A 23,727-nucleotide genomic window follows, 5' to 3' on the forward strand; every position below is an offset into this window, starting at 1 on the left:
GATAACAGCCGAAGTTTTGAATTAAGTATAAAACCGATATAAACAAGAGGCGCAAATGCGCCTCTTGTTTATGTTCGTTCACAGATTTGGCTGATAATAGTTCTTCTCCAGCACCTCGTTGATTTTGATAGAGGAAATTTATCTTAATTTATTAGATAATCTATTTTCTCCGCCTAACGCATGGTAGAGCGAGACGATGCCCTGCAATTCGGAGAGGCGGTCGGAGATGGCGGAGAGCCGGGCCGAAAGCAAGGTTTGTTGTGCCGTCAGCACTTCGAGATAGGTCGTCGAACCGTGCCGCATCAGCAGCTGCGTACTTTCGACCGCCCGTTCGAGCGAACGGAGCTGTTCGCGGCGGGTGTCCGTTTTGGCGCGTGCGGTCTGTACCTGCGTCAAGGCGTTGTTCACCTCCGTACCGGCGTTGAGCAGGGCTTGCTGGAACGCAAGGCGCGCCTCCTCCTGCTGCGCCTTGGCAATCTTCACGCGGGCGCGGTTCTGTCCTGCATTGAAAATCGGTTGCAGCAGCGAACCTGCCGCCGAGAGCAACAGTTTTCCCGGATTGGCGACGATAGCCCCCGCGCTGTTCGTCCAGCCTGCTGATCCGCTCAGCGTCAGCGACGGATAGAGCGCGGTCCGGGCCTCGGCCGTCGCATAGTATGCCTGCACGAGCGTCTGCTCGCTCTGGCGAATATCCGGACGGCGGGCCAAGAGTTGCAGCGGAACGCCGACGGCCAGTTTCGCCGGAACCGACTGCACCTCCAGCCTGCTGCGTTCGATCGTATGCGGCGTGTCGCCCAGCAAAAGCGTCAGCGAAATTTCCGTTTGCCGGATCGAGTTGCGCAGATCGTGCAGCGATGTTTCGGCGGCATAGAGCGTCGCTTCGGTCTGGGCGACGGCGGCTTCATTGGCATTGCCGGCCGCTTTCAACGCCCGCATGACGTGCACCTGTTCCCGGTAACGCTCCACGGCTTGCTCCGTGACGGCCACCTGCGCGTCGAGGCTCAGCAACCGATAGTAGTAGTCGGCCACATTGGCTATCAGTTGCGTCTGCACCGCATCGCGGTAGGCTTCGCTTTGCAGCAGAGCCGCACGCGAACGCCGTTTGGCGTTGGTCAGGCGGCTGAAAATATCGACCTCCCAGCTCGTCGTGACGGGAACGTTATACGTCCATGCGGCTTTCGCACCGTCGAAGCTGCTCGCACCGCCCGTCGGAGCGAAGTTGAACGACGGCAGATAGGCCAGCCGCGCCGCTTTCAATGTCGCTTCGGCCTCCGTGATGCGCAGCTGCGCCACCTGCAAATCGGTGTTGTGAACCAGCGCCGTGTCGATCAAACGTTGCAGCAGTCGGTCGGTGAACAGCTCGCGCCATCCGATGTCGGCAATGGATGCAGTGTCGGCTGTCGCATACTCTGCGCCGTAGAGGTCGTCGGTCCGCACTTCGGGGCGGGTGTAGGGTTTGTAGATGCCGCAGGCCGTGAACAGCGATGCGGCGATTCCGATGAATATGATCTTTTTCATTACTTCTCCTCTTTCCGGTTTTGCAAATCCTCCATTTCGGCCCGTATCGACCACTCGCCGGCCCGCTCGAACTGCATGGGGCGAATCTTCTCCTGCAACCACTGGAAAGCGACGAACAGCACGGGCACGATGAACAGCAGGGCGAGCGTTCCTACGAGCATACCTCCGACGGCTCCCGAACCGAGCGTGCGGTTGCCGTTGGCGCCGACGCCCGTCGATACCATCAGCGGCAGCAGACCGAAGATCATCGTCAGGGCGGTCATCAGAATCGGGCGCAGACGCACTTTCGCAGCCCCGACTGCGGCCTGGATGAGCGACATGCCTGCCTCGCGGCGTTTGACGGCGTATTCGGTGATAAGAATCGCCGTTTTAGCCAGCAGACCGATCAGCATGATGATACCCGTCTGCATGTAGATGTTGTTCTCCAGTCCCATCAGCTGCGCGAAAAGGAACGAGCCGAACAGCCCGAACGGCAGCGACAGCACGACGGCCAGCGGGATAAGGAAACTTTCGTACAGCGCGCTCAGAATCAGGTAGACCAGCACGAAGCAGATGGCGAAAATCACGACCGTGTTGCTCGTCGAGGTGCTTTCCTCGCGCGTGATGCCGCCGAACTCGTAGCTGTATCCTTTGGGCAGCGCTGCGGCCGCCGTCTCGCCGATGGCGCGGATGGCATCGCCCGAAGAATAGCCGTCGGCTGCCGCGCCGTTCACGGCGATCGAGCCGTAGAGGTTGAAACGGTTGAGCGACTGGGGGCCGTAGGTCTTGGTCAGCCGCGCGAACTGCCCGACCGGGGCCATTTCGCCGTTGGATGTGCGGACGTAGATGTGGTTCAGCGACTCGGGCGTCACGCGGTACGACGGGTCGGCCTGGATCATCACGCGGTAGAGTTTCGAGAAACGGTTGAAGTTCGAGACGTATTGTCCTCCGTAATAGCCCGATATGGTTGCCAGCACGTCCGATGGCGAGATGCCCGACCGCTCGCACCGCGCGGCATCGATGTCGAGCGTATATTGCGGGTAGCCCGACGAGAACGACGAGTAAGCCGCTCCGATCTCGGGACGTGCCGAGAGTGCCTCGATGAACCCGCGCGTGGCTTCGTCCAGCTCGGAGACCGGACGGCTCGCCTTGTCCTGCACGTGCAGCTCGAAGCCGTTCACCATGCCGTAGCCCGTAATCATGGGCGGTGCGGCGGCGAAAATCTGCGCATCGGGAATCTTGGCCGAGAGCGCGTTGATGCGGTCGATGACCGACTGCACGTCGTCGCCCTCGCCGGAGCGTTCCGACCAGTCGCGGAGCGAAAGGATGATCATGCCCGCGCTCGCACCCGAACCGCTGAACGAATAACCGCTCACGGTGGCGTAGTGCTCGACCTGCGGCATCTGCTGAATCTCCTTTTCGAGCTGCGACAGCACGCGGGTCGTGGCGTAGAGCGACGTGCCGGGCTTGGTGGTGACGCTGACCATGACCGATCCGGTGTCCTCGTCGGGAACCAGTCCCGTCTGCGTGTTCTTCATCAGGACGACGAGCAGCACGACGGCCGCTGCGAGCATTCCCCACGCCACGAAGCGGTGGCGCACGAACCAGATGACGCCGCGCACGTAGCGCTGCATCATGACCGAAAAGGCGGCGTTGAATGCCTTGCGGAACCGCGCGGCGAAGTTCTCGCGCACGTTGCCCTCCTCGTCCACATAGGGTTGCAGCATCAGGGCGCACAGCGCGGGCGAGAGTGTCAGGGCATTGACGGCCGAAAGACCGACGGCAACGGCCATCGTGATGCCGAACTGCGTGTAGAACACACCCGACGTGCCGCCCATCATCGAAACGGGAATGAAGACGGCCATGAAAACGAGCGTCGAGGTGATGATCGCGCCCGTGATGCCCTGCATGGCGTCGTTCGTGGCCATGTAGGCCGATTTGTAGCCCACGTCGAAACGCGCCTGCACGGCCTCGACCACCACGATGGCGTTATCGACCACCGTACCGATGGCCAGCACGAGGGCGAACAATGTTAAGAGGTTGATCGAGAATCCCAGCAGCGACATGACGGCGAACGTGCCGACCAGCGAGACGACGATGGCGATGGTCGGAATGAGCGTCGAACGGATGTCCTGCAAGAAGACATAGACCACCAGCACGACCAGCAGAATCGCTTCGACGAGCGTCCACAGGACGTTCTCCATCGAGGCGTAGAGGAAACGGTTGACGCTCAGCAGGTCGGCGAACGCCAGCCCGTCGGGCAGCTCTTCGGTCAGCTCGGCAATGAGGGCGTCGATGTTCTCCACCACCTCCGTGGCGTTCGATCCCGCGCTCTGGTACGCCTCGCCGATACAGCCGGCATGTCCGTCCGTGAGGGCCCGATAGGTGTATGCCTCGTCGCCCATCTCCACGCGGGCGATGTCCTTCAGACGCAGAATATCGCCGTTCGGCAGCGAGCGGATGACGATCTGCTCGAACTGCTCGGGTGTCGAAAGACGGCCGCTCCATTTGATCGTATATTCGTAGGCGTTCGCGTGGTTCTCGCCGAATGCGCCCGTCGCCGATTCGAGGTTCTGCTTTTCGAGGGCGGCAGTCACGTCGGAGGGTATCAGCTTGTACTGCGCCATGACATCGGGTTTGAGCCAGATGCGCATCGAGTAGTTCGACGCCAGCACGTTGAACTCCCCCACTCCCGCGATACGCTTCATGCGCGGCTCGACGTTGATCTTCATGTAGTTGTTGATGAACTGCATGTCGTACGTGTCATCGGGGCTGTACAAAGCCACCACCTTCAGCAGCGACTTCTGCTGTTTGAGCGTCTGCACGCCGATTTTCGTCACCTCGGCGGGCAGCAGACCCTGTGCCTTCGACACGCGGTTCTGCACGTTCACGGCGGCCATGTCGGCATCGACGCCCTGACGGAAATAGACGTTTACCGTCACCTCGCCCGTGTTGGAGGCTTCGGAGTGGATGTACGACATATTCTCGACCCCGTTGATCGCCTCTTCGAGCGGCACGATGACGGCCTTCTGCACCGTCTCGGCATTGGCTCCGGGATAGGAGGTCGTCACCTGCACCGTCGGCGGCGCGATGTCGGGATACTGTTCGACCGAAAGGGTCGTCAGGGCGATAATGCCCAACAGGACGATCGTCACGGAGATGACGATCGAGAAGACCGGACGGTCTATGAAAAATCGCAGATTCATACCTCACCTCCCGCGTTATCGGTTATCGTGATTTCGTCTCCGTCGTTGAGCAGGCCCACGCCCGTCGTGACGATCCGGTCGCCTGCCGAGAGACCTTTCGTCACGGTGTAGTTCACCCCGTCGTGTATCGGGCTGACCTCCACGCGCGTGGCGACGGCCCGGCCGTCGATGACGCGATAGACGAAGATTTTGTCCTGCAATTCATAGGTCGCCTCCTGCGGAATCGAAATGGCATTTTCCAACTGCTGCGGAATCACCACGTTGCCCGTGCCGCCGCTGAACAGCACGCGGTTCGGGTTGGGGAATACGGCGCGCAGCGATCCGCTGCCCGTTTCGGGGTTCAGCACGCCGCTGATGCTTTCGATGCGCCCCTCCTCGGCATAAATGCTCCCGTCGTTCAGCCGCAGCCGTACGGCGGGCATCTCTTCGAGCGTCCGGTCGAGCGAACCGTAGCGCATGACCAGCTCCTGCAACCGGTTTTCGGACATCGAGAAGTAGACGTACATCTCCGAATTGTCGGCCACGGTCGTGAGGGGCTGTGCCGCTGTCGGGCCGACCAGTGCGCCCACCCGGTAGGGAATTGTGCCGACCACGCCGTCGGCCGGACTCTTCACCTCCGTATAGGAGAGGCTGTTGCGGGCGTTGGTCTCCTCGGCCCGCGCCTGCTCGAGCGAGGCTTCGGCAACGGCCAGCGCGTTGCGGGCGGTCGAGAGGTCGAACTCCGAAACGACATTCCGCCGGAACAGTTCCTGCTTGCTTTCGTAAGTGATTCGCGCCGTTTCGACCTGCGCTTCGGCGGCGTGGACATTGGCCACGGCCGTGCGCAGGGCCGCTTCGTAGGGCACCCGGTCGATGATGAAGAGCGATTGCCCGCGTTGCACTTTCTCTCCCTCTTTGACGCAGACGCGCTGAATCGTTCCCGATACCTGCGGATAAATTTCAATGTCCTGCCGTCCGCGCACCGAGGCGGAGTAGGATTCGGTAAGCGTTACGTTCGTCGGTTCGACCGTCAGCACCGAATAGCCGACCTGCTGCTGCGGAGCGGCGGCCTCCCGGCACGATCCCATACACGCGGCCAATAAGAGTGCCGCACCCGATAGTTTCTGTTTCATGGTTGCTTTTTGTTTTTCCGGGGCAAAATTACGGTTTCCCCGACGTTCGGACGGCATACAAATCCAAACAACAAGGAGACTTTTGGAAACAACATCGGGTCGTTTCGACGAATTGTGCTATCTTTGTACGTGAAAAATAAAAACTATGGAGCGAAACCGGGAGGCGGAGTATAGAATCGGAGTGTCGGATTTGAGCGGGTCGCTCGGCTCCGCGATTCGGACAAAAGGGTGCTTGCTGCTCTTTTGCCTGCAAGGCCGGGCGATCGTTTCGGCCAATCTCGAACGACGGGTGTTCCGTCGCGGCGACATTGCGGTCATCTTTCCCGACACGCTGTTCGTCGTACACGGGACCGGCGGCGATTTTCGGGTGCGGCTGATCGAAATCTCCTCCGCGCTCACCGATGAAGTCATCCTGCCTCTCTCATCGGTATTTTTCGAACGCATCTACAACCAGCCGATATTGCCGACCACCGGGGAGGAACGGATATTGTCGGAGACGTGGAATGCCCATATCGACCATTGCGCGCAATGTTCGGCCGCGAAGTCGGCTCGTATGATGATACGGAATCAGCTGCAAAATCTGTTTCTCGCAATGGAGGTCAAGCTGGTTTTCGATGCCCCGCCCGGGAATATCGAATCCATCCCCTCTTCGCGCCGCCTTTTCAACTGCTTCTGCAAACTGGTGACGGAGAACTGCTATTCGCAGCACGAGGTGAAATTCTATGCCGACAAGCTCTGCATCACACCCTACTACCTTTCGAAGATAACCGCCCGAATCACGGAGGCGACGCCCAAGCAGCTCATCGACTGGCAGATCGTGATGGAAATCAAGCATCTGCTCACCACGACGGACATGACGATCAAGGAGATCGCCAACATGTTCCACTTCGATTCGACCTCCTATCTGGGGCGCTATTTCCGCCGCCATACGGGCATGACACCCAGCGAGTTTCGGAAACGGTAAGAGGTATATTAGTATATTATTTTTTCACTTTGCTTCGTCTTTTTGGGTAGAGGTAAAACACGGCGATACAGATCGTAGTTGTAGCCTCCGAAAGCGCCAAGGCCAACCAGATGCCTTCAATACCTAATACTTTGGGTAGTAGCACAAAACTCGGAACGAGGAAGAGCATACCGCGCAGCAAGGCAAAAGCGGTGGCCGGGCGAATGCGCTCTATGCTTTGATAGTATCCTACGGCGGTCAGATTCAGAGTGAAGAAGACAAACGCAGTTGAGAAAAGCGGGAACCCGTTGATGGCGATTCGTGCCGCAGGAACCGTAGGGTCTATAAACAGACCGACCAAATATTGCGGACAGTATGTAAAAAGCAGTGTAACCACCGTCCCGCATGCTATGGCAGTGAGCAAGGCGATGCGCTCTGTCACCGCTACACGATTATGCAGTCCGGCGCCGAAGTTATAACTGATAATAGGTTGTGCGGATTGGGCGATGGCATTACCTACCATGAAAACAAAGGGGGTATAGTAGCATGTGATGCCGAATGCGCCCACGCCATCATCGCCCAGATAGCGCATGAATACCTGATTGCCAATGAACATCAATATGGCCATAGTACTTTCTCCCAGTAGTGCCGATGAACCGATGCGGCACTGGTAACCGATGTTGCGCAGCGACAGACGCAAACTTTTTCGGCTCCATTTGGGCATGACAGGCCGCAAATGTCTGGCATGAAAAAGCAAGTATCCCATACTGATGCACCCGCCGATAAACAGACTTATTGTCGTAGCCGCCGCAGCACCCATCACCCCTAATCCCAATGGGAACACGAACAGCCAGTCCAATACGATATTGACAGCTGCCGGAATAATGTTGCACCACATCGCCAATCGAGGCGCACCGTCCAGCCGAATAACAAAAAGCGCAATGGAAACCCATATCTGGAACAGCAGCGAAGGCACGAACCACCGCAAATAGTCTTTTACAAATGGCAACAGATGCTCTGACGAACCGAGCAGACGGCCCGTAGCATCGGGAAACAACAGGATGATGATCGATGGCACCGACGTTACCAGCGTGGCAAACAGCAAGGCTTGCGTTACATTCATTCTCGCTATTTTTTCCTTGCCACGCGATATGTGTATGGACGCGACCACGGAGCATCCGGCACCGACCATCAGTCCCACACCCGTGAAGAACATCAATAGAGGAATACAGATGTTGATGGCGGCAATGCCGTCGCTTCCGACACCATGTCCTACGAAAATACCGTCGATAGCCGTTACTGCCGACATACAAAGCATTCCCAGCAATGTGGGAATGAAATATCGGTTAAATAACTTGAACACATTTGCATTTCCTAAATCAATGGCATCTCTTTTCATATTCCATAATTTTAATATTCCTGCACGACAAAAAATGCCGGATAAGTGATTGGTTTTACCCAGTCATCTTATCCGGCATTTTATAACTTTGCCCTCCGATGAGGATTACAAAACTCCTTTTTTGTTTTTACGTTGCAAAAGTAGGATGTTTCCCATAAATAATCAAATGTTGGATTCTCTTTTTATCTTGACTTATCCGCATGTTGTGTGCAAATTGTGTGTAAATAAAAAATCAACGAAGTGCGAACAATCGCACTTCGTTGATTTTCAGAGCGGAAAACGGGACTCGGACCCGCGACCTCAACCTTGGCAAGGTTGCGCTCTCAAGCCCCCAAAACGCTGCGCGTTTTGGGGTAACCAACTGAGCTATTTCACGTTACGCACTCTGCCGAGTGCTCCACTCGCATCCTAAAATCGGTCTGTAACACACTCTGTATCACATTTTGAGGCTTGCAAATTGTTTGTAATTTACAGATTTTTAGTTTGTTAAGAGAAAATCTTTCTGTCGTGATACATAAATCTTTTAACTTGTATTCCCCATAAGCATTTATTGAATTAAATATTAAGTAATTATATCGGTTAATTCGTTGAATTTACAAGGGAACCGACCCCAACCTCGGTGCAAAAAAAGAGAAAAATTTTCCCCTCACGCCGCTTTCCCGTTTTTATCAGTTTTCAGTAGCTTTGATTTCTATAAATAAAAAATCCCCGACCGTATGGCCGAGAATTATCTTTATATAAATTGCTCTAAATACTTTTCATTAAACCCAGCTAACGGGAATTTGAAATCTCTTTGCCCGCCCTCTGTCGTCATGTAGTTGAAAATAACCGTATCATTTTTTATATGTAATTCGAATAGGTTTACTTGGTCATTTCTTCATTCAAGGATATTAGGCATTAGGAGCAATATTTCTGCGTTGGAATCTGTCAATGCACATTTTATCTGTGCCGTTATATGTCCCCGTTTCTGAAAGGTTAGTGTCACGGGTGTATTTTTATCCGTATCGTCAGGCAGGATATACATAAAATCGCTGGGTGTAAATTCATCGGGATTGCGTGATACGGCCAAGCACATCCCGTAAAAGCTATCATAGGCAACGACTTTTCAAATCATCATGCGTTGTTCATCGCCGCCTTGTTTTCATTCTGTTTTTGGTGTTTTGTTCATTTTAGCTAAAATTTATGTTGTTAAATAAATCTTTGATTATGATATAAATATACGAAAAAATTGTGAGATATGCAAGTAAAAAAGAAAGGACAAACTTGTGCAGAGGGTCTAAATATTAACCCTATTGCACAAGTCTGTCCCTTTGGCCATTTTGTTTAGTAAATCAGTTCATAAGAAACCGACCCGCAATCTATTCTTGCAACAGTGCCATCGTCATTTAATGTGTAAACGCCAAAATCATCGCTTTCCGATTCTGACTCACCTGAATAGATGATATCGGCCTTATTAGGCAATTTAGCACTTTGCCTGCCATAGAATCCCAACAAATCAAGTGGTTCAAGTACGTCTATATATCCTCCATCAATATAGAATAAGTCAATATTAATGGGTGTGGCTGTTTGGGAATAAGAGTATTTTACCGTCGTTATGTCAGTGCCATCTTCATTGTAATCGGTGCATTTAGCTTCTACAAGGTTTCCGTCTCTCCATGTACATTCGCTCACTCTTACCCGAGATTCATTATAACTATAACGTTGCTCAACACGTTGCAAGTAGCCGTTTTTGTATTCCATTCTATAATAATATGTCTCGTCCTTGTCAAAATCATTTTCTGTAACTTCTGTTACATAACCATCTGAATTCAATTTACATGTATAAGTTCTGTCGCTACCTTTTACAGTTAACGAATTTCCATTGTAGGTAAATTCATAAGAATCATTTCTCAAACCGTCTATTTTTTTAACACGATTCTCGGAATCATAGGTTATAGTGGTTGTCCATGATTCGTCCCATTCAGCACGAAAGACTATCTGTTTAACCCATTTTTCGGGAGTAGGCGCTTTCCCGCCATTGTCATCATCATCGGAACAAGCCGAGAAAGAAACTGCCGCAAACATAGCGGCCACGATAAGAAACAACTTTTTCATAAATGCTTTAAGTGTTATAAATGATTGTTTTATGAAGAATAAATTGAGTATGGACTATAAATATTAACCCTTTTGCACAAGTCTGTCCCTTGGTAGATTATATGAGATTAATGTTGTGATTTTTATTTGAAATCATACCCAACAATATTATCTCCCAAATCTTTCCAGTATAGGGCTTTTTTATAATCATCAACTGCTGACATGGGAACATAATACTGGCATTTTCCTGAAAAATACCAATCGTTACCAAAAACATTAGGGCCTTCTAATGAAGGGGGTATAAGAGATTTGCAATAAACATTTTCTATGTTACGATTGCGAAATGCGTAGTTCCCAATGGATTTAATGCTTGCAGGCAATGTAACACATGCAGTCAGAATTTTCATAGTATTTGTTTGGGTTCCTCCATAAAATGCATATGAACCAATAGTCTCTACACAATCACCTAATGTAATAAAACGAAGTGAAGTGCACCCATAAAATGCGTTATCTTCAATTTCTGTAATATTGCGGCCAAAAGTAGCAAACTGCAAATTGGAACAATTGTAAAATGCATTTTGTTTAATACTCTTTACATTGTCGGGAATAATGATAGTATACAATTGGGAACACTCCTTAAATGCTTCTTTTACAATTGATTCAAGGCTCGTAAAATATCGCAATTCATTGAATGATGAAATCTCGCTATTTGTAAAGTGTCCATAAGGAATAGAGGTTGCGATTGCAGCTTCATGATATGATATTTCGCCATCATAATTTTTATCCCACAAATTGCGCCTACTTATATCACTGCTACTTAACCAACAAGATAAGCATAAGTACTTTGTTATAGGATCAGCAAATTGAATAAATTGGGTTGTTGCATTATTAGAAATCGGCATTGTAATTGTTGTCCCATCTGCCAATTCAAAGTAAACATTATTTTCGTCTTGCGTAATTTTGATGCTATCACCGTCTTTACCATCTGCTCCATCTTCACCCGTGGCTTTACCTAACTGCGTCCAATTCGTTCCATTGTCATAGGAAATCCACCAATAGCCCTCTCGAATTTCGAGTTTGGGAGTAACTCCGTCTGTTCCATCCGAACCGTCACTGCCATCTGTCCCCTGTGCCTTGATTTTCTGTCCGTCCACAATGATAAATTCACCGTCCAGCGTCCAATAATAGATGCCATCCCCGTCTTTCTTCACACCGATAACGGGCGTGTTTCCATCGACACCATCCGCACCGTCTTTGCCGTTGTAAATTACAATCGGATTACTCTTGGCAAACTTAATCGTATAGCCTACCACCTTGCCGTTCTCGGTCAGCGGGTCTACACTCGTGATATAATCGTTGTTTTGGAGTGCTGTTACAATCGTCTGCAATGCAGAGAGGTTGGTGTTCGTTTCGTTGCAAAGACGCTGTAAGGCTTCAAAAGCAGACCATGTAGGCAGTTTGATTTGCGTACCGTCAGCCAATGTAAAGATTACATAGTCGGTGCTGGTTTTATAATCCACGCCTGAAAACATGGAATCCCCACCAACACCATCTTCTCCATCTTTGCCGTCCTCGCCAGTCGCTTTACCTAACTGCGTCCAATTTGTTCCGTTATCGTAGGAAATAAACCAATAATCGTTTTCGATTTTGAATTGCGGGGTTGTGCCGTTTATTCCATTTGTACCGTTTTTGCCCTCGGCTTGGATTTTCTCACCATCGACCACGATATATTCCCCATTCAATGTCCAATAATAAACGCCATCCGCATCTTGTTTGACACCGATAGTTGGAGTTGTGCCATCTTCACCGTCCTGCCCGTCTTTACCGTGATAGATGGTAATAGGATTGCTTTTGCTGAACGTAATCGTATAACCGATTTCTTTGCCGTCTTTCATAAGAGGTGTAGCCCCCGTAACATAGTCGTTATTCTGTAATGCTGTTACGATGGTCTGCAACGATGAAATGTTGGTGTTCATCTGCTTGCAGAGTTCCTCTAATTTTGCGACACGGTTTTCCAATCCGTGAACGCTGTTCCAAATGTCATCATCATCGTATTTGCACGATGTGAGCGCAACCACCGCAAATAATGCGGCAAAGGTCAATAGTTTTTTCATAATGATAATATTTAAGTAAAACAAGTGACGCACGTTTTACCGTATCAACTCCTACTGCGGTGGGTTATATGCAAAAAGAAAGTGTGGAGTTGTTCGTTATCTGTACCGAGGTTCTGACAAAACCCAAAGACGAATAAGAAACAATACCCCACACCGAATAGAATATATCAGATGATATATGCCTATATGCGGTGATGAGCGTTGTCGTTATCCTCGTCTTTGTAGAAACTGTCAGATTTCGGTACAAGGATTAGCGAAACACTTTCACTAAACTAATATGTTACCGCCCGTATGGGTCGATGCCACAAAATTAGAAAATGTTTCTCAATACGCAACACTCGTGGGGTATTGTAGATTCAAATTTCGGATTAAAGTTTCAGAAAATCAAGATTGACATTCTAAAAAGTTCTTCATTGGTTGGGATATTCCATATATAAGAAATAAGCCGACATATTCCCTCTAATCGGGAATTGCAAATCATTCCAACCCTCAATTATCGACTTTATGCCAGCATGAAAACGAAAATTAGGGGTAGTAAAATCTTGTAGAGATTACAATACCCCTAATTTCTGTAATTTATACGTTCCAATAAATAGAACCACGGTTGTAGTTTTACTCTCCTGCAATTTTCCGTATCACGCTGTCCATACAGATAGACTGTCCGCTGGCTAATCGTCCCCACCAACAGCAACCGTATTCCTCGATAATAACCTCTCCCTCTCGTTTCAGTCGTTCGGCCAGCCACGAATCAATCAGCCACCATTCCATGACATCACCCACAAAGGGATAGATATATTCTTCGGGTAATAAGTGCCTGTTGAGCATTTCATCCACGACTGCGGTTTGGTTCGTCAGTACGCAGTTCTCCACCAATAGCTGTGCCGTCATTGGATTCCCTGTTGTGCGGCTATGTTACGAAGCCATTGATTAGCAAAGGTTGTGTGGCTGGCCTGTAAGCGCGGGTTCAACGCTATTCCATCTTCCGACCATCTGACGCTGTTTTCCTCGATACCGCAATAGTCGTTGCGATAGTAGTACGGAATGAATTGCCGAGTTTCATTGTGCAGGGCAAAGAGCATTTCGGGGTCGCGCATGGCATCGCCGTTCTGCTGTCCGTAATGAGCCAGCGAAAAAAAGTCGTACTTGTCGATGCGGCCGATTAGTTCGATATAGACGGGCATATAAGTACCGTCCGAATTGTCGATTTTGGTTGTTTGTAAAGCTAACATGCTACGGAAAATCTCCGCCGCTCTCCTGTCAAGTGTTTTCATATCTGAAAAGGTTTTACATTCGACAATAGGGAGGGGGCTTTAGTATAGAGTAACTGTATGTGCAGGGGATATAAAAAATACTCCAACCTGTTTAAGGCTGGAGTAATTGGATGATTGAGAATTAATAAATACTCTTAATATTATTTTTTATCTTCTTGATTATCTACTTCATTAGATTTAATACCTTCATTATTTGAATTAAAGAAATCTTTGAAAGTCTTATTATGGGTCATGTAGTTTCTAAATTTTATCACTTCGGAAGGAGACCAATATCTATTTATTATATCATCATAAGTTGATATATAATTATCTAAATAACCTACCTGAGACCTCTTATCAATAGCACGAACAGTAGTCAGAATCTCTGTTAATAGTTCTTCATTACTTCTCTTTTTAACATGTTCTTCTGGCTTAAATTGTTGAGATATTTCTTTATATTTTTCTGAAAATTGCTCCCAATATGTTTCAAAGACGCTTTTAAGAACCTTTTCTTGCAATTTGTTTTCTAAAAGAGCATTATTTATTGTTTGTACTAATTTCCACATACTCTCTTTATCACACGCAATAGTGTGATTGAATTGAGCAAGAGGATTGCCTATATCTGTATTTTTTAAATCAATTAAAAGAGTACAAACCCTGTTTTCTTCAATACCTTTTGCTAAGGCTCCTGCTTCAAATAGAATCCACGGTTCAGTTTTATTTTCAGGTGTGAGACAAAGTATACCGAACTGGGAGTCTGCCAAAGTTTTTGATATCTCAGTATACCATAATGCACCTCGGTCAACATCATGTGAAGATATCCACGGTTTAGCTGCTTGTATTACACATTGAATCCAGTCCTTAAAGAGTTCTGCGATTTTCTGACTTCTTTCTCCTGACCAACTAATAAATATTTTCATATGGGTTAATTTATATGTAACAATAATAACCCAAAAATAGTAAATATTTTATTATGATGTATTATTTCACAATCATCCTCTTTCTAATGATGGTAATGCAGGCTGTTGTCCTGCCGTTGATTTTGGGCGCTGTTTCCTTTATTTCGTATCATTTGGCAAGGTCTGCGGCCTTTGCCGTCTTTTGAATCCCCAAATCGTCGTATATCCGTTGCAGTTCCGTTTTGGCCTTGCTCTTGGGAATGAGTGTCTGTTTGGGAAACACCGTATCTATCATCTTCACGATTTTATACTCGCTCGGCAGTCGCATTTGTTTCGTCAACTCCCGACGGATATTTCCGACATGATATTTCAATGCCTGCACTTTGTCTGTTCCCAATTCGTCGTATGCCTGCTTCACCAACGGATATTTAACAGCAATTCGGGCGCATAGTTCCTCGTGATTGTCCAGCGAGAAAAACGGTCGTGTCGTTTTCAGACGGTGGTATTCATCGAACAGTTCTTTGAATGTAACCCGTGCATTGGCCTTGTTCTCCATCTTCTCTATAATCTCGCTGAACGTATGGCGGGTTATCGTGTAGCCATTCCTTTGCAGTTCATTCGTAAGGTTTACATAGGTTCTGTAAATATGGCGGCAGATTTTGAAATTGACTATATCCATATTAGCGAAATTCTTATCCACGATAAGGCGGTTATCTTCTATCCTTACATATTGTTCGTTGATGTATTTGATTTTCGACAAGGTCTTTTCCCGTGCCGTATCGCTCAATGAATTTATCTCGTCGGCATATTGAACGGCTTCCTGCAAGGTTTTCTTGGTGGCCGCAACAAATTCATCGAGGGTAACATCTCGGCTGTACTTGGTCGTGGAATAGACGTGTATAATCTCGCCCTTGTATTTGGAATCCCGCAAGCGTCCGCAAATCTGTGTGAACAAGGTTGAAATATCCAACAGCGTGTGGGACTTGTTGCCGTCGCTGACAATGAATGTAACGCCGTTCTCGTCATAAAGGTCGCAACCCTCAAAGCAGGTCGAGGTGTAAAAGTTTATCTTCCTTACGGGGTCGGACGGCTGGCCGATGGGATAATCTTTGCCTAACTTGCGTTGATTATTCTCTCCATTGTCCCCGCTAACCGAACAGACCACTTTAACCTGTTCGGGAGTGAGTTTCGCAAGGTCGATTACCTTTGCGATAAACTCCACGCTGTTGACGAAGATATGCAGGTTGTGTTCCAATCGGCTGTCTAACACCTTGCGGCACTCCTTAACGATATAGTGGGCAGGTTTGGAAGTCTGACGGGAGCGGATATTGACCTCGATCAGATGCGGTCAGTTGATTTCGCAGATGGGCAGGTGCTTCAACTCCTCTAAAACATACTCCCGTTCGATAGGGGTTGCGGTCATGTAAGTTGCCCTCTCGAATTTGGCGGCTTCTGCCAGCAGGTTTTTAATGGCAGTATGACGGAACGAATAGGAGTTGAACAGTACATGTCATTCGTCCACCAATAGGAACAGTTCTTTGTAAGGGTCAAGACCTGCGGATTGCAACGCCTTAATGGTTCGCGGCAGGGAATCATAGGTAACGGCAATCTTTAAGGGAGAATGGCTCTGTGCATAGTCGATGATGTCCTGCTCGCCGATACCCTCGTAAACGCCCAGCACGGAAACAGCGTCCTTGCGGTAAATGGTCTTGTTCTTTACCAATGCCACATAAGGCATGGCGATAAGGGTAGGAATGGAGTTACGGATAGCTAACTCGGTAGCACCGCATCCTGTCTGCTTCTTGTTAAATAAACAGTTTACGGGAATCTCCGTCAGAAAGTCTGACAAGTAAGTTGCCCCAGCGGGCGCGTCGATAATTCAATTTTGATTTGTATTCATATTTGTAAATGGGTTGTTATTCATAATATCTCTTTATCTGAAATCTTCCATATTTTTTAATCTTGAAACTATACTTATAAAGGGAATATCCATTTCGTACTCAAAAAATGTGGAAATAGAGTGCAAAGACAAGGACAGCAATTAATGCCGTCCTTATCTGCCCGTAAACTTATTTTTCTATGGAAGCAAAAAGAATTTCCCTATCTCGGATTTGCTTTTACAAATATAGTAAAAATCTTTAATAAATGCAAGTTTAAGTGCAGACGATTCAGCGGAAATTTTTTATCTTTGCTTTAACCGAATACAACCGCTATGAACCCGCTTTACGATTATGTTTTCGAGATTGCCAACCGAATGTATCCCACTTGGGATACTGATATAAACGACGAGCAGTATCAGACCGATTCTTTCCGCGGATGGGATTTCGTGCATCAGTTGGAGGACGAACGGCTGGAATTTTCTATTACCAAAGAGCGGTATTTAGAAAATGCTCCGATTATCCGTTCCCTGCGGGCTATGGGTCTCGACACCGAGAAATTTTGGATGGCGATGCTCTTTGTCTATGATGTGGTACGGGAACGGACGGAAAATGTACAGCAGGTTCCGACCTCGGTATTCGAGGAGTTTCGGGCTTTCGCCAGATACCTGCAAGAAAATCCCGATGCCAAAGTGCGTGCATGGCAAGGGCGCGAGCACGGCGTAACCCTTGAATCCTACCTTGCAAAACGGGCGTTGGGCAAGTTGCTCGCTGACAACGTGGCAGAACTCTATGCCAATCTGTCAAATGTCCGTTCGTTCGGGGTGGACGGATTTTCGGTGAATCTCAAGAGTTGTTACAAGATTACGCTTGCCATCAAATGTTTTTTGCCGCTCTTGGAACAATTCAAAGAGGAAGATAACCGCAGTACGAATCCCAGCAAGGTTTCCTATAACAGGATGCTGTTGATTTCGCGCATCGTCTATTTCTTCGGCTATACGGATAATCCGAAATTCCTTGATAGTGACGAAGGTATCAAGGGAATCTGGACATCCTACAAGGACAGGGAGTGGACGACGATCGGCAAGAATTTTAGATAAATCCATTTTACATATCCAATGATAAGGGACGGCACGAGCCGTCCTTTTTTATTCCGCCAATAAGGGATAGTAAAAATCATGCACTTTTTTACTATCCGACAACTATTTCTGCCATAGTGAGTTATGTATGGTTTTCGTAGGATTTACAGTAGAAACGCAAACACAGGTTCTTTGACATACACTCCGCTTCTCGGTAGGGAGAGGGAATCCGAACCGAAAGGCCGCAGGTCGAATCGCACGGCAGGACGATGACGGGAGTTTGCCCAAGCCATCACCCGACTGCCGCAAGAGCTGGCAAGAGCTCACCAGTCAGACCTAACGCCGAGAAAATGAAACACAGACATTTTTTAACAATATTACTAATTAAAACCTCGCGGGTGGTATGAGGTCAACCCGCACAATTAAAATGAAAAAAATGAGTGTAATTTCAGTCATTGTAAACCGTAGTTTCGCCTTTGTAAAAGGCAACCGCCCGACCAACTCCAAAGCGGTGACGGCAAAAATGAAGTCCATCGAGGAGTACGGGCTGTTGTCGCCGATTACGGTTGTGGACGGTGAACAGGTAATTACGTCTGGCGGACATTTGGTAGACCTGAACGGCAAGGATATTCCCGACAGCCAGTCGGTGAACTATTACGCCGTGCTGGACGGTCAACACCGATTGATTGCCTATATCAAATTAGGTCTGAATCTGAACGACCTCGTGATTACCGAGCCGCTGAATGTAGATATGTCGATTGCGGCATTGATTGCCGAAATGAATATCTGCACGACCACATGGAAAGGAACGGACTATATGGCCGCACCTGCCATGACGCTCTCCAAGACGAACGACGTTTTTGAGTTTGCCGTACAACTCCGCAGCAAGGGTTTCCCGCTGGCAACCATATCGCAATGGTGTACGGGGACAAATTCACTAAAACCCAAAGATTTGGTGAACTGCGTGAAAAGCGGGGAACTGCCTAAAATCCTGCAATCCGAAACATGGTATCAGCGGAGTATCAGATGGTATGAGGCCGCACAGGAAAAGTTTTCAGATTCGTTCCTGTCGAAAAAGTATCTGATTGCCTATATCGTCATGCAGTATAACAACGCCGCAGACCCCGTGGCCTACTGCCGTCAGATAGAGCAGGCATTGAAAAAACTCACGCCTGCACAGGCGGCGGAAATCATGGAAGCCCGCAAGATAGGGTTAAAATCCCGTGAACAGATGGTCGTTGAACTGCTGGAACAATACCTCGGATAGGACGGAGGTAAAGAAAAAGGAGGTCGGTTCGCTTATGGGGCGCCGACCTCCCGATTCCTACAATAAGTGTTGCATAGCCGCGTCGATTTGAGAGTTCTCAAAGCTATCCAAGTAGATTTGGGTCGTCGATAAATCAGAATGGCCGAGCGATTCGGAAATGAGGGCTACGCTAACGCCTGACCGTTTTAAGACTGTGGCGTAAGTATGACGGGCTACATAAGTCGTTAATGGCGTATGCAGTCCGATTTCCTCGCTCAATTCGTGCAGGCGTTTGTTGACGTGCTTCAACGTTTTCTTAACACGTTCCAAGATTTGCTTTTCGGTTGTGTGTACGTTGCGGTCAAGGATTGGGAAGATGTAATCTTCCTCCACTTGGTCGGTGTGGTACTTGTCGATGATCTCCTGTGCCTGTTCCGTCAGACAACAGTTCATCATCTTGCCTGTCTTGCGTCTTGCATAGTAGATTCTGCCATTATCAATATCTCCATAAGTCAGCAGGGCAATATCTTTGAAATTGATTCCAGCCATGAAATACGAGAACAGGAAAATATCTTTGGCAAGTTGGGTGTAAAAGTCCCTTTCCGATAAATCCAACTCAATCAGTTTGTGGATGTCCTCTTTCGTTATGGCCCGTTTACGGGTGTTCGTCCACAAGCTACCCACCTTGAATTGCTGAAAGGGATTCGATTTAGGAATGAACACACCCTCTGAAACCGCCTTATTATAGACCGCTTTCAGTACGCTGAACTTGGTAGCAAGGCTGTTGCTTACATTGCCGCGCTGACGCAGGAAGATTTCAAACTCCCTTAAATAAGTCAAATCCAACTCCTCAAAGCGCATATTGACAGAGCGGAATTGCGACATAAGGGCAAGCGTTACCTTGTGCTTGCTGGCTGAACCATACTTTTCGACCTTTTCCAATCGGTCGATGATTTGCTTGAAATAATCTCCAACGGTGCAGTTGATTCGTTTGCCGTTCTGTTCAAAGAGTGTATCGAACGTAACGGGGATTTCCAGCACCTCCAACTTCTTAATCTTCTTTTCGTATTCACGGATTTTGGAGGTGATTTGAAACCGTATCTCTGCTCCGTCGGGGCAGTCTGCCGTCGGTTGCTGTTTCTCAAAATCCCAATGCTCCAAAGCTACCGATATACCCAAGCCAACGAATTTACGACGGCGGTCATGGGTGAAAACAAGGGCAAGAGGGGCTAAACGGTTTCTGTTGATAGCGTCTTTGCGACATACGATGTTGATTGTCATAATCTTTACGGATTACGCAAGCAACAAAATACAAAGTATGTGTTACATGATTTTATGTATCACACTCTGTATCACAAACGGTGATTTTAGGGCGTTTTGTGTTACACATCGGACATCTGTAACACGCGGCAGAAAAAGAAAAATCGAGTGACAATCCATTGATTATCACTCGTTTGTCATGAGCGGAAAACGGGACTCGGACCCGCGACCTCAACCTTGGCAAGGTTGCGCTCTACCAACTGAGCTATTTCCGCATGGCATGTTTCGTAATTGCGAATGCAAAGGTAGCTAAAAAATCCGAATCTCCAAATTTTTCAATTCCATTTTGCAAATTCTTTACGATCTGCCCTTCTCTCCTATCCGTTATTTGAAGACGCGCAGGCGGTCATCCAACGGCTCGAAACTCTTCTCCTGAGGTTCGCCGGCCGGAATGCCGAACGGCATCTGGGCTATTAGCCGCCATTGTCCCGGCAATCCCCAATGTTCGCGGACCTCGTTGTCGATCAGCGGATTGTAATGCTGGAGCGAGGCTCCGAATCCGGCGTCTTCGAGCATCGTCCATACCGCCAGCTGGTGCATTGCCGAGGTATGCTCGGACCAGACGGGGAAGTTGTCGGCGTAAAGCGGGAATTGTTTCTGAAGTCCTTTCACGATTTCCGTATCTTCGAAATAGAGCACCGTACCGTAGCCCGATGCAAAACTGCCGTCGATTTTTTTCTCCGTGGCAGCGAACGCCTTTTCCGGGACGATGGCTTGCAGCGTTCGCTTCACCAACTCCCAGAATGCCTTGTGGTGTTCGTGCAGCAGCAGCACGAGGCGTGCCGACTGCGAGTTGAATGCCGAGGGAACGTGTTTCACGGCAAAACGCACGATTTCTTCGATCTGTGCGTCGTCGATCGGGGATCGGGGTGTCAGTTCGTAATAGCTGCGGCGGTGGCGCAGGGCCTCTTTCAGATTTCTTTCCATAGTCGTCGTTGTATTTGGTGTCGAATGCTTTCTTACAAAAATAGCACAACTTCGGGAAAAACGTGCGGAATCCGAAGCGAAATAGTATCTTTGTGTTCATGAAGAACGTAATTGATCTCTTTTCCGAACTGGGGGCGCGTCTGCGCGGATTCGGCGACGACAATGCGACGCAGGCCGTTATGGAGGCTGCCTGCCGCGCTAACGGATGGTTTACGCCGGCCGATGTCCGCCGTGCCGTCGGGGCGATCGCCCGGGATATGCTGAGCCGTGAAAAGCTCGAAGCCTGGTTGGGGAACTACCCTGACGTGCCGGTCGCCGTGCCGCGCCGCGTGTTGGTGGTCATGGCCGGGAACATTCCGCTCGTCGGTTTTTTCGACCTGTTGTGTACGGTCGTCAGCGGTCACCGCTGTCTGTTGAAACCCTCGGCCAAAGATACCGTGCTGATGGAGTATGTCGTTGGCCAGCTCCGGGACATCGACGCATCGGTGCCTGTGGAATTTTACGACGGAGTGTCGCCCGTCGATGCGGTGATCGCCACGGGCAGCGACAATGCCAACCGCTATTTCCGCACCCGCTATGCCGGGATTCCCTCGCTGCTGCGGGGAAGCCGTCAGTCGGCTGCCGTGCTTTCGGGCGATGAAACGCCGGAGCAGCTGGCCGGATTGGCCGACGATATTTGGGCCTACTCCGGGTTGGGATGCCGCAGCGTGTCGCTGTTGTTCCTGCCCGAAGGATGTGAACCGACGCTTCAGATGCCGGATGTAAGCGACAAATACAAAAATAATTACCGTCAGACACGGGCCTTGCTCACGATGCAGGGGCGGCCGTTCCGCGATCTGGGGGCTGCCGTGGCCGTCGAACAGCGGGATTTCCCGGCGGCTCTGAGTCAGATCTCCTACACGTATTACAAGACGCCGGACGAGGTCGCCGGATGGCTTGCGATGCACGACGACGAATTGCAGTGCGTCGTCACCGAATGTCTCCCCCACAGCCGCCGCGCCGCTTTCGGATGCGCCCAGTCGCCCGCCCTGACCGATTATCCCGACGACCGGGATGTAATAGCGTGGCTGGCGGCGCTGAATTGAGAAAAAGTATTATATTTGCTGTACGGATAAAAAATAGATTACTGCGATGTCGATGGTTTTCCGATTCCGGATGTTGAGCGATGAGAACGACAATTTCGTGCGCGATTACGAGGTGCTGTACGATACGACGCTGCTCGATTTCCACAATTTCATCCTCCGATCGCTCGAATACGAGGATTGCATGGCTTCGTTCTTTACGGCCGACGACCGCTGGGAGAAACAGCGCGAATTTACCTTTATGGATATGGACGACGGCAGCGAGAACGCTCCGGTGGCGATGGAAAAGGTGACTTTGGGGCAGATCATTCACGACCGCCGCGACCGTCTGATCTATCTGTTCGACCTGTTCGGCGACCGGGCTTATTACTTGGAGCTGACCGGAGCTTACGAAGCCGACAAGGAAGCCTCCTACCCGCGTGAGATTTACGCCCAGGCCGAAGCTCCCGACCAATACGACCCTTCGAAGAACCGTGTGGACGATGAGGGTTCGATCTTCGGCGAGATGATGAGCGATTTCAACGATTTCGAGGGCGACGACAACTACGACGATGCCTATTAAACGACTGCTGGTCGTGGTCGGTCCGACGGGTTCGGGCAAGACGGACCTGAGTATCCGTCTGGCGCTCCATTATGGCGCACCGATTCTTTCGACCGATTCGCGTCAGGTCTACCGGGGGATGCCGATCGGTACGGCGCAGCCTTCTGTCGATCATCTTCAAGCTGTTGAACATCATTTTATTGCCTCTCACGATCTGACGGACAACTTGAACTGCGGGGAGTATGAGGTGCAGGCCCTTGCGCGACTCGAAGAACTCTTTGCAGACCATGATTGGGTCGTTGCCGTCGGCGGATCGGGACTCTATGTGCGGGCTCTGTGCGAAGGCATGGACGACCTGCCGCAGGCCGACGAACCGCTGCGGAGGGAGCTGGAGCACCGGCTGGCGGAGGAGGGGCTCGGGGCGCTTGCCGAAGAACTCCGGGAACTGGACCCGGAGTATTGCCGGACCGCCGATCTCAATAATCCGGCGCGGGTGATGCGTGCGCTGGAGGTCTGTCTTCAGACCCATATGCCCTACTCCCGGCAGCGTACCGGGGAGCGCCGTCCGCGGCCGTTCGAAATCGTGAAGATCGGCATTGATCTGCCGCGCGACGTGCTTTACGACCGCATCAACCGCCGCGTGGATCGGATGTTGGCCGACGGGCTGGAAGCCGAGGCCCGGGCGTTGTATCCCTATCGGGAATTGAATGCGCTGAAAACGGTCGGTTACCGCGAATTTTTCGATTATTTCGACGGGCGCATCGGGTACGACGAGGCCGTGGAGCTGATCAAGCGCAATTCGCGGCGTTATGCCAAGCGACAGCTCACGTGGTTCCGCCGTGACTCGGAGATCCGTTGGTTCGCACCCGACGACGATGCGGCGATAATCGCCTATGTCGGTTCGAAATAGGGAAAACGAGGAATTTCGGCCTGCCGCGGCGTTATGTTGCGGATGTTTTGGCAAATCGCAAATATTTTCGTACTTTTGCGTTCGTCTTTCGCTGAAAGACTGCGCCCGGATGGTGGAATCGGTAGACACGCCGGACTTAAAATCCTGTGGCCAGCAATGGCCGTGCCGGTTCGATCCCGGCTCCGGGTACAGGAAAAACTGCCTAATTCATTGATTTCAATGAATTAGGCAGTTTGTAATAGAGGGATTTTC

The 23,727-nt window shown here is 49.8% G+C and carries 19 protein-coding genes and 2 tRNA genes; 7 read left to right on the forward strand and 14 right to left on the reverse strand.

Annotated features, from left to right (window positions below; translation table 11 throughout):
* Positions 1-138: 138 nt before the first annotated feature.
* From WMO46_RS14205 to WMO46_RS14215, 3 genes are read right to left on the reverse strand one after another with little or no spacing between them, the layout of a single operon-like run.
* Positions 139-1,518, reverse strand: a complete 1,380-nt coding sequence (locus WMO46_RS14205; protein WP_349094551.1) for a TolC family protein — start codon at positions 1,516-1,518, stop codon at positions 139-141.
* Positions 1,518-4,703 (reverse strand): efflux RND transporter permease subunit, encoded by a 3,186-nt coding sequence (locus WMO46_RS14210; protein ID WP_349094552.1) that lies wholly within the window; start codon positions 4,701-4,703, stop codon positions 1,518-1,520. Before WMO46_RS14210 ends, WMO46_RS14205 begins: the two co-directional genes overlap by 1 nt.
* Positions 4,700-5,815, reverse strand: a complete 1,116-nt coding sequence (locus WMO46_RS14215; RefSeq protein WP_349094553.1) for an efflux RND transporter periplasmic adaptor subunit — start codon at positions 5,813-5,815, stop codon at positions 4,700-4,702. Before WMO46_RS14215 ends, WMO46_RS14210 begins: the two co-directional genes overlap by 4 nt.
* Before the next feature lie 145 nt (positions 5,816-5,960).
* On the opposite strand from WMO46_RS14215, the gene WMO46_RS14220 reads away from it, so the two are divergent.
* Positions 5,961-6,779, forward strand: coding sequence for a helix-turn-helix domain-containing protein (locus WMO46_RS14220; protein WP_288661976.1), 819 nt, complete (start codon positions 5,961-5,963; stop codon positions 6,777-6,779).
* Between the two features lie 16 nt (positions 6,780-6,795).
* On the opposite strand, the gene WMO46_RS14225 is transcribed toward WMO46_RS14220, so the two are convergent.
* The 8 genes from WMO46_RS14225 to WMO46_RS14260 all read right to left on the reverse strand — a co-directional run bounded on the left by WMO46_RS14225 (position 6,796) and on the right by WMO46_RS14260 (position 16,342).
* Positions 6,796-8,157 carry an MATE family efflux transporter gene (locus WMO46_RS14225; RefSeq protein ID WP_349094554.1) on the reverse strand — a complete coding sequence of 454 codons (1,362 nt, stop codon included), beginning with the start codon at positions 8,155-8,157 and terminating at the stop codon, positions 6,796-6,798.
* 1,323 nt (positions 8,158-9,480) lie between these two features.
* The gene (locus WMO46_RS14230) at positions 9,481-10,251 is read right to left on the reverse strand and encodes a DUF4595 domain-containing protein (RefSeq protein WP_130065712.1); all 771 of its coding nucleotides are present in this window, start codon (positions 10,249-10,251) and stop codon (positions 9,481-9,483) included.
* 122 nt (positions 10,252-10,373) lie between these two features.
* Positions 10,374-12,344: a PL29 family lyase N-terminal domain-containing protein gene (locus WMO46_RS14235; RefSeq protein ID WP_130065713.1), complete on the reverse strand. Its 1,971-nt coding sequence runs from the start codon at positions 12,342-12,344 to the stop codon at positions 10,374-10,376.
* A 612-nt stretch (positions 12,345-12,956) separates the two neighbouring features.
* The gene (locus tag WMO46_RS14240; protein WP_141405123.1) at positions 12,957-13,232 is read right to left on the reverse strand and encodes a hypothetical protein; all 276 of its coding nucleotides are present in this window, start codon (positions 13,230-13,232) and stop codon (positions 12,957-12,959) included.
* Positions 13,229-13,615, reverse strand: a complete 387-nt coding sequence (locus tag WMO46_RS14245; RefSeq protein ID WP_141405121.1) for a DUF6908 domain-containing protein — start codon at positions 13,613-13,615, stop codon at positions 13,229-13,231. Before WMO46_RS14245 ends, WMO46_RS14240 begins: the two co-directional genes overlap by 4 nt.
* A 140-nt stretch (positions 13,616-13,755) precedes the next feature.
* Positions 13,756-14,514: a toll/interleukin-1 receptor domain-containing protein gene (locus tag WMO46_RS14250; RefSeq protein WP_141405119.1), complete on the reverse strand. Its 759-nt coding sequence runs from the start codon at positions 14,512-14,514 to the stop codon at positions 13,756-13,758.
* A 148-nt stretch (positions 14,515-14,662) separates the two neighbouring features.
* Complete coding sequence (locus WMO46_RS14255; RefSeq protein ID WP_230317626.1) at positions 14,663-15,748, reverse strand: hypothetical protein; 1,086 nt, start codon at positions 15,746-15,748, stop codon at positions 14,663-14,665.
* Between the two features lie 255 nt (positions 15,749-16,003).
* On the reverse strand, positions 16,004-16,342 hold the full coding sequence (locus tag WMO46_RS14260; protein ID WP_230317625.1) for a hypothetical protein: 339 nt from the start codon (positions 16,340-16,342) through the stop codon (positions 16,004-16,006).
* A gap of 363 nt (positions 16,343-16,705) precedes the next feature.
* Between WMO46_RS14260 and WMO46_RS14265 the strand changes: the two genes are divergently transcribed.
* Positions 16,706-17,470 carry a hypothetical protein gene (locus WMO46_RS14265; RefSeq protein WP_141405114.1) on the forward strand — a complete coding sequence of 255 codons (765 nt, stop codon included), beginning with the start codon at positions 16,706-16,708 and terminating at the stop codon, positions 17,468-17,470.
* Between the two features lie 406 nt (positions 17,471-17,876).
* Positions 17,877-18,716, forward strand: a complete 840-nt coding sequence (locus tag WMO46_RS14270; protein WP_141405694.1) for a hypothetical protein — start codon at positions 17,877-17,879, stop codon at positions 18,714-18,716.
* Between the two features lie 57 nt (positions 18,717-18,773).
* On the opposite strand, the gene WMO46_RS14275 is transcribed toward WMO46_RS14270, so the two are convergent.
* From WMO46_RS14275 to WMO46_RS14285, 3 genes are all read right to left on the reverse strand, one after another.
* Entirely contained in the window at positions 18,774-19,976 is a 1,203-nt protein-coding gene (locus WMO46_RS14275; protein WP_141405112.1) for a site-specific integrase, read from the reverse strand.
* A 181-nt stretch (positions 19,977-20,157) separates the two neighbouring features.
* Positions 20,158-20,230, reverse strand: a tRNA-Gly gene (locus WMO46_RS14280).
* Between the two features lie 109 nt (positions 20,231-20,339).
* A complete protein-coding gene (locus WMO46_RS14285; RefSeq protein ID WP_129649876.1) occupies positions 20,340-20,942 on the reverse strand; it encodes a nitroreductase family protein in 603 nt (200 codons plus the stop codon).
* Between the two features lie 98 nt (positions 20,943-21,040).
* On the opposite strand from WMO46_RS14285, the gene WMO46_RS14290 reads away from it, so the two are divergent.
* From WMO46_RS14290 to WMO46_RS14305, 4 genes are all read left to right on the forward strand, one after another.
* A complete protein-coding gene (locus WMO46_RS14290) occupies positions 21,041-22,027 on the forward strand; it encodes an acyl-CoA reductase (RefSeq protein WP_129649874.1) in 987 nt (328 codons plus the stop codon).
* 46 nt (positions 22,028-22,073) lie between these two features.
* On the forward strand, positions 22,074-22,586 hold the full coding sequence (locus tag WMO46_RS14295; protein WP_019150264.1) for an IS1096 element passenger TnpR family protein: 513 nt from the start codon (positions 22,074-22,076) through the stop codon (positions 22,584-22,586).
* A complete protein-coding gene (gene miaA, locus WMO46_RS14300; RefSeq protein WP_129649872.1) occupies positions 22,576-23,475 on the forward strand; it encodes a tRNA (adenosine(37)-N6)-dimethylallyltransferase MiaA in 900 nt (299 codons plus the stop codon). The genes WMO46_RS14295 and miaA overlap by 11 nt, the downstream gene beginning before the upstream one ends.
* 103 nt (positions 23,476-23,578) lie before the next feature.
* Positions 23,579-23,664, forward strand: a tRNA-Leu gene (locus WMO46_RS14305).
* Positions 23,665-23,727 lie beyond the last annotated feature (63 nt).

Origin of the sequence: Alistipes intestinihominis, assembly GCF_040095975.1 — a bacterium.
In the GTDB taxonomy this organism is placed as follows: domain Bacteria; phylum Bacteroidota; class Bacteroidia; order Bacteroidales; family Rikenellaceae; genus Alistipes; species Alistipes senegalensis.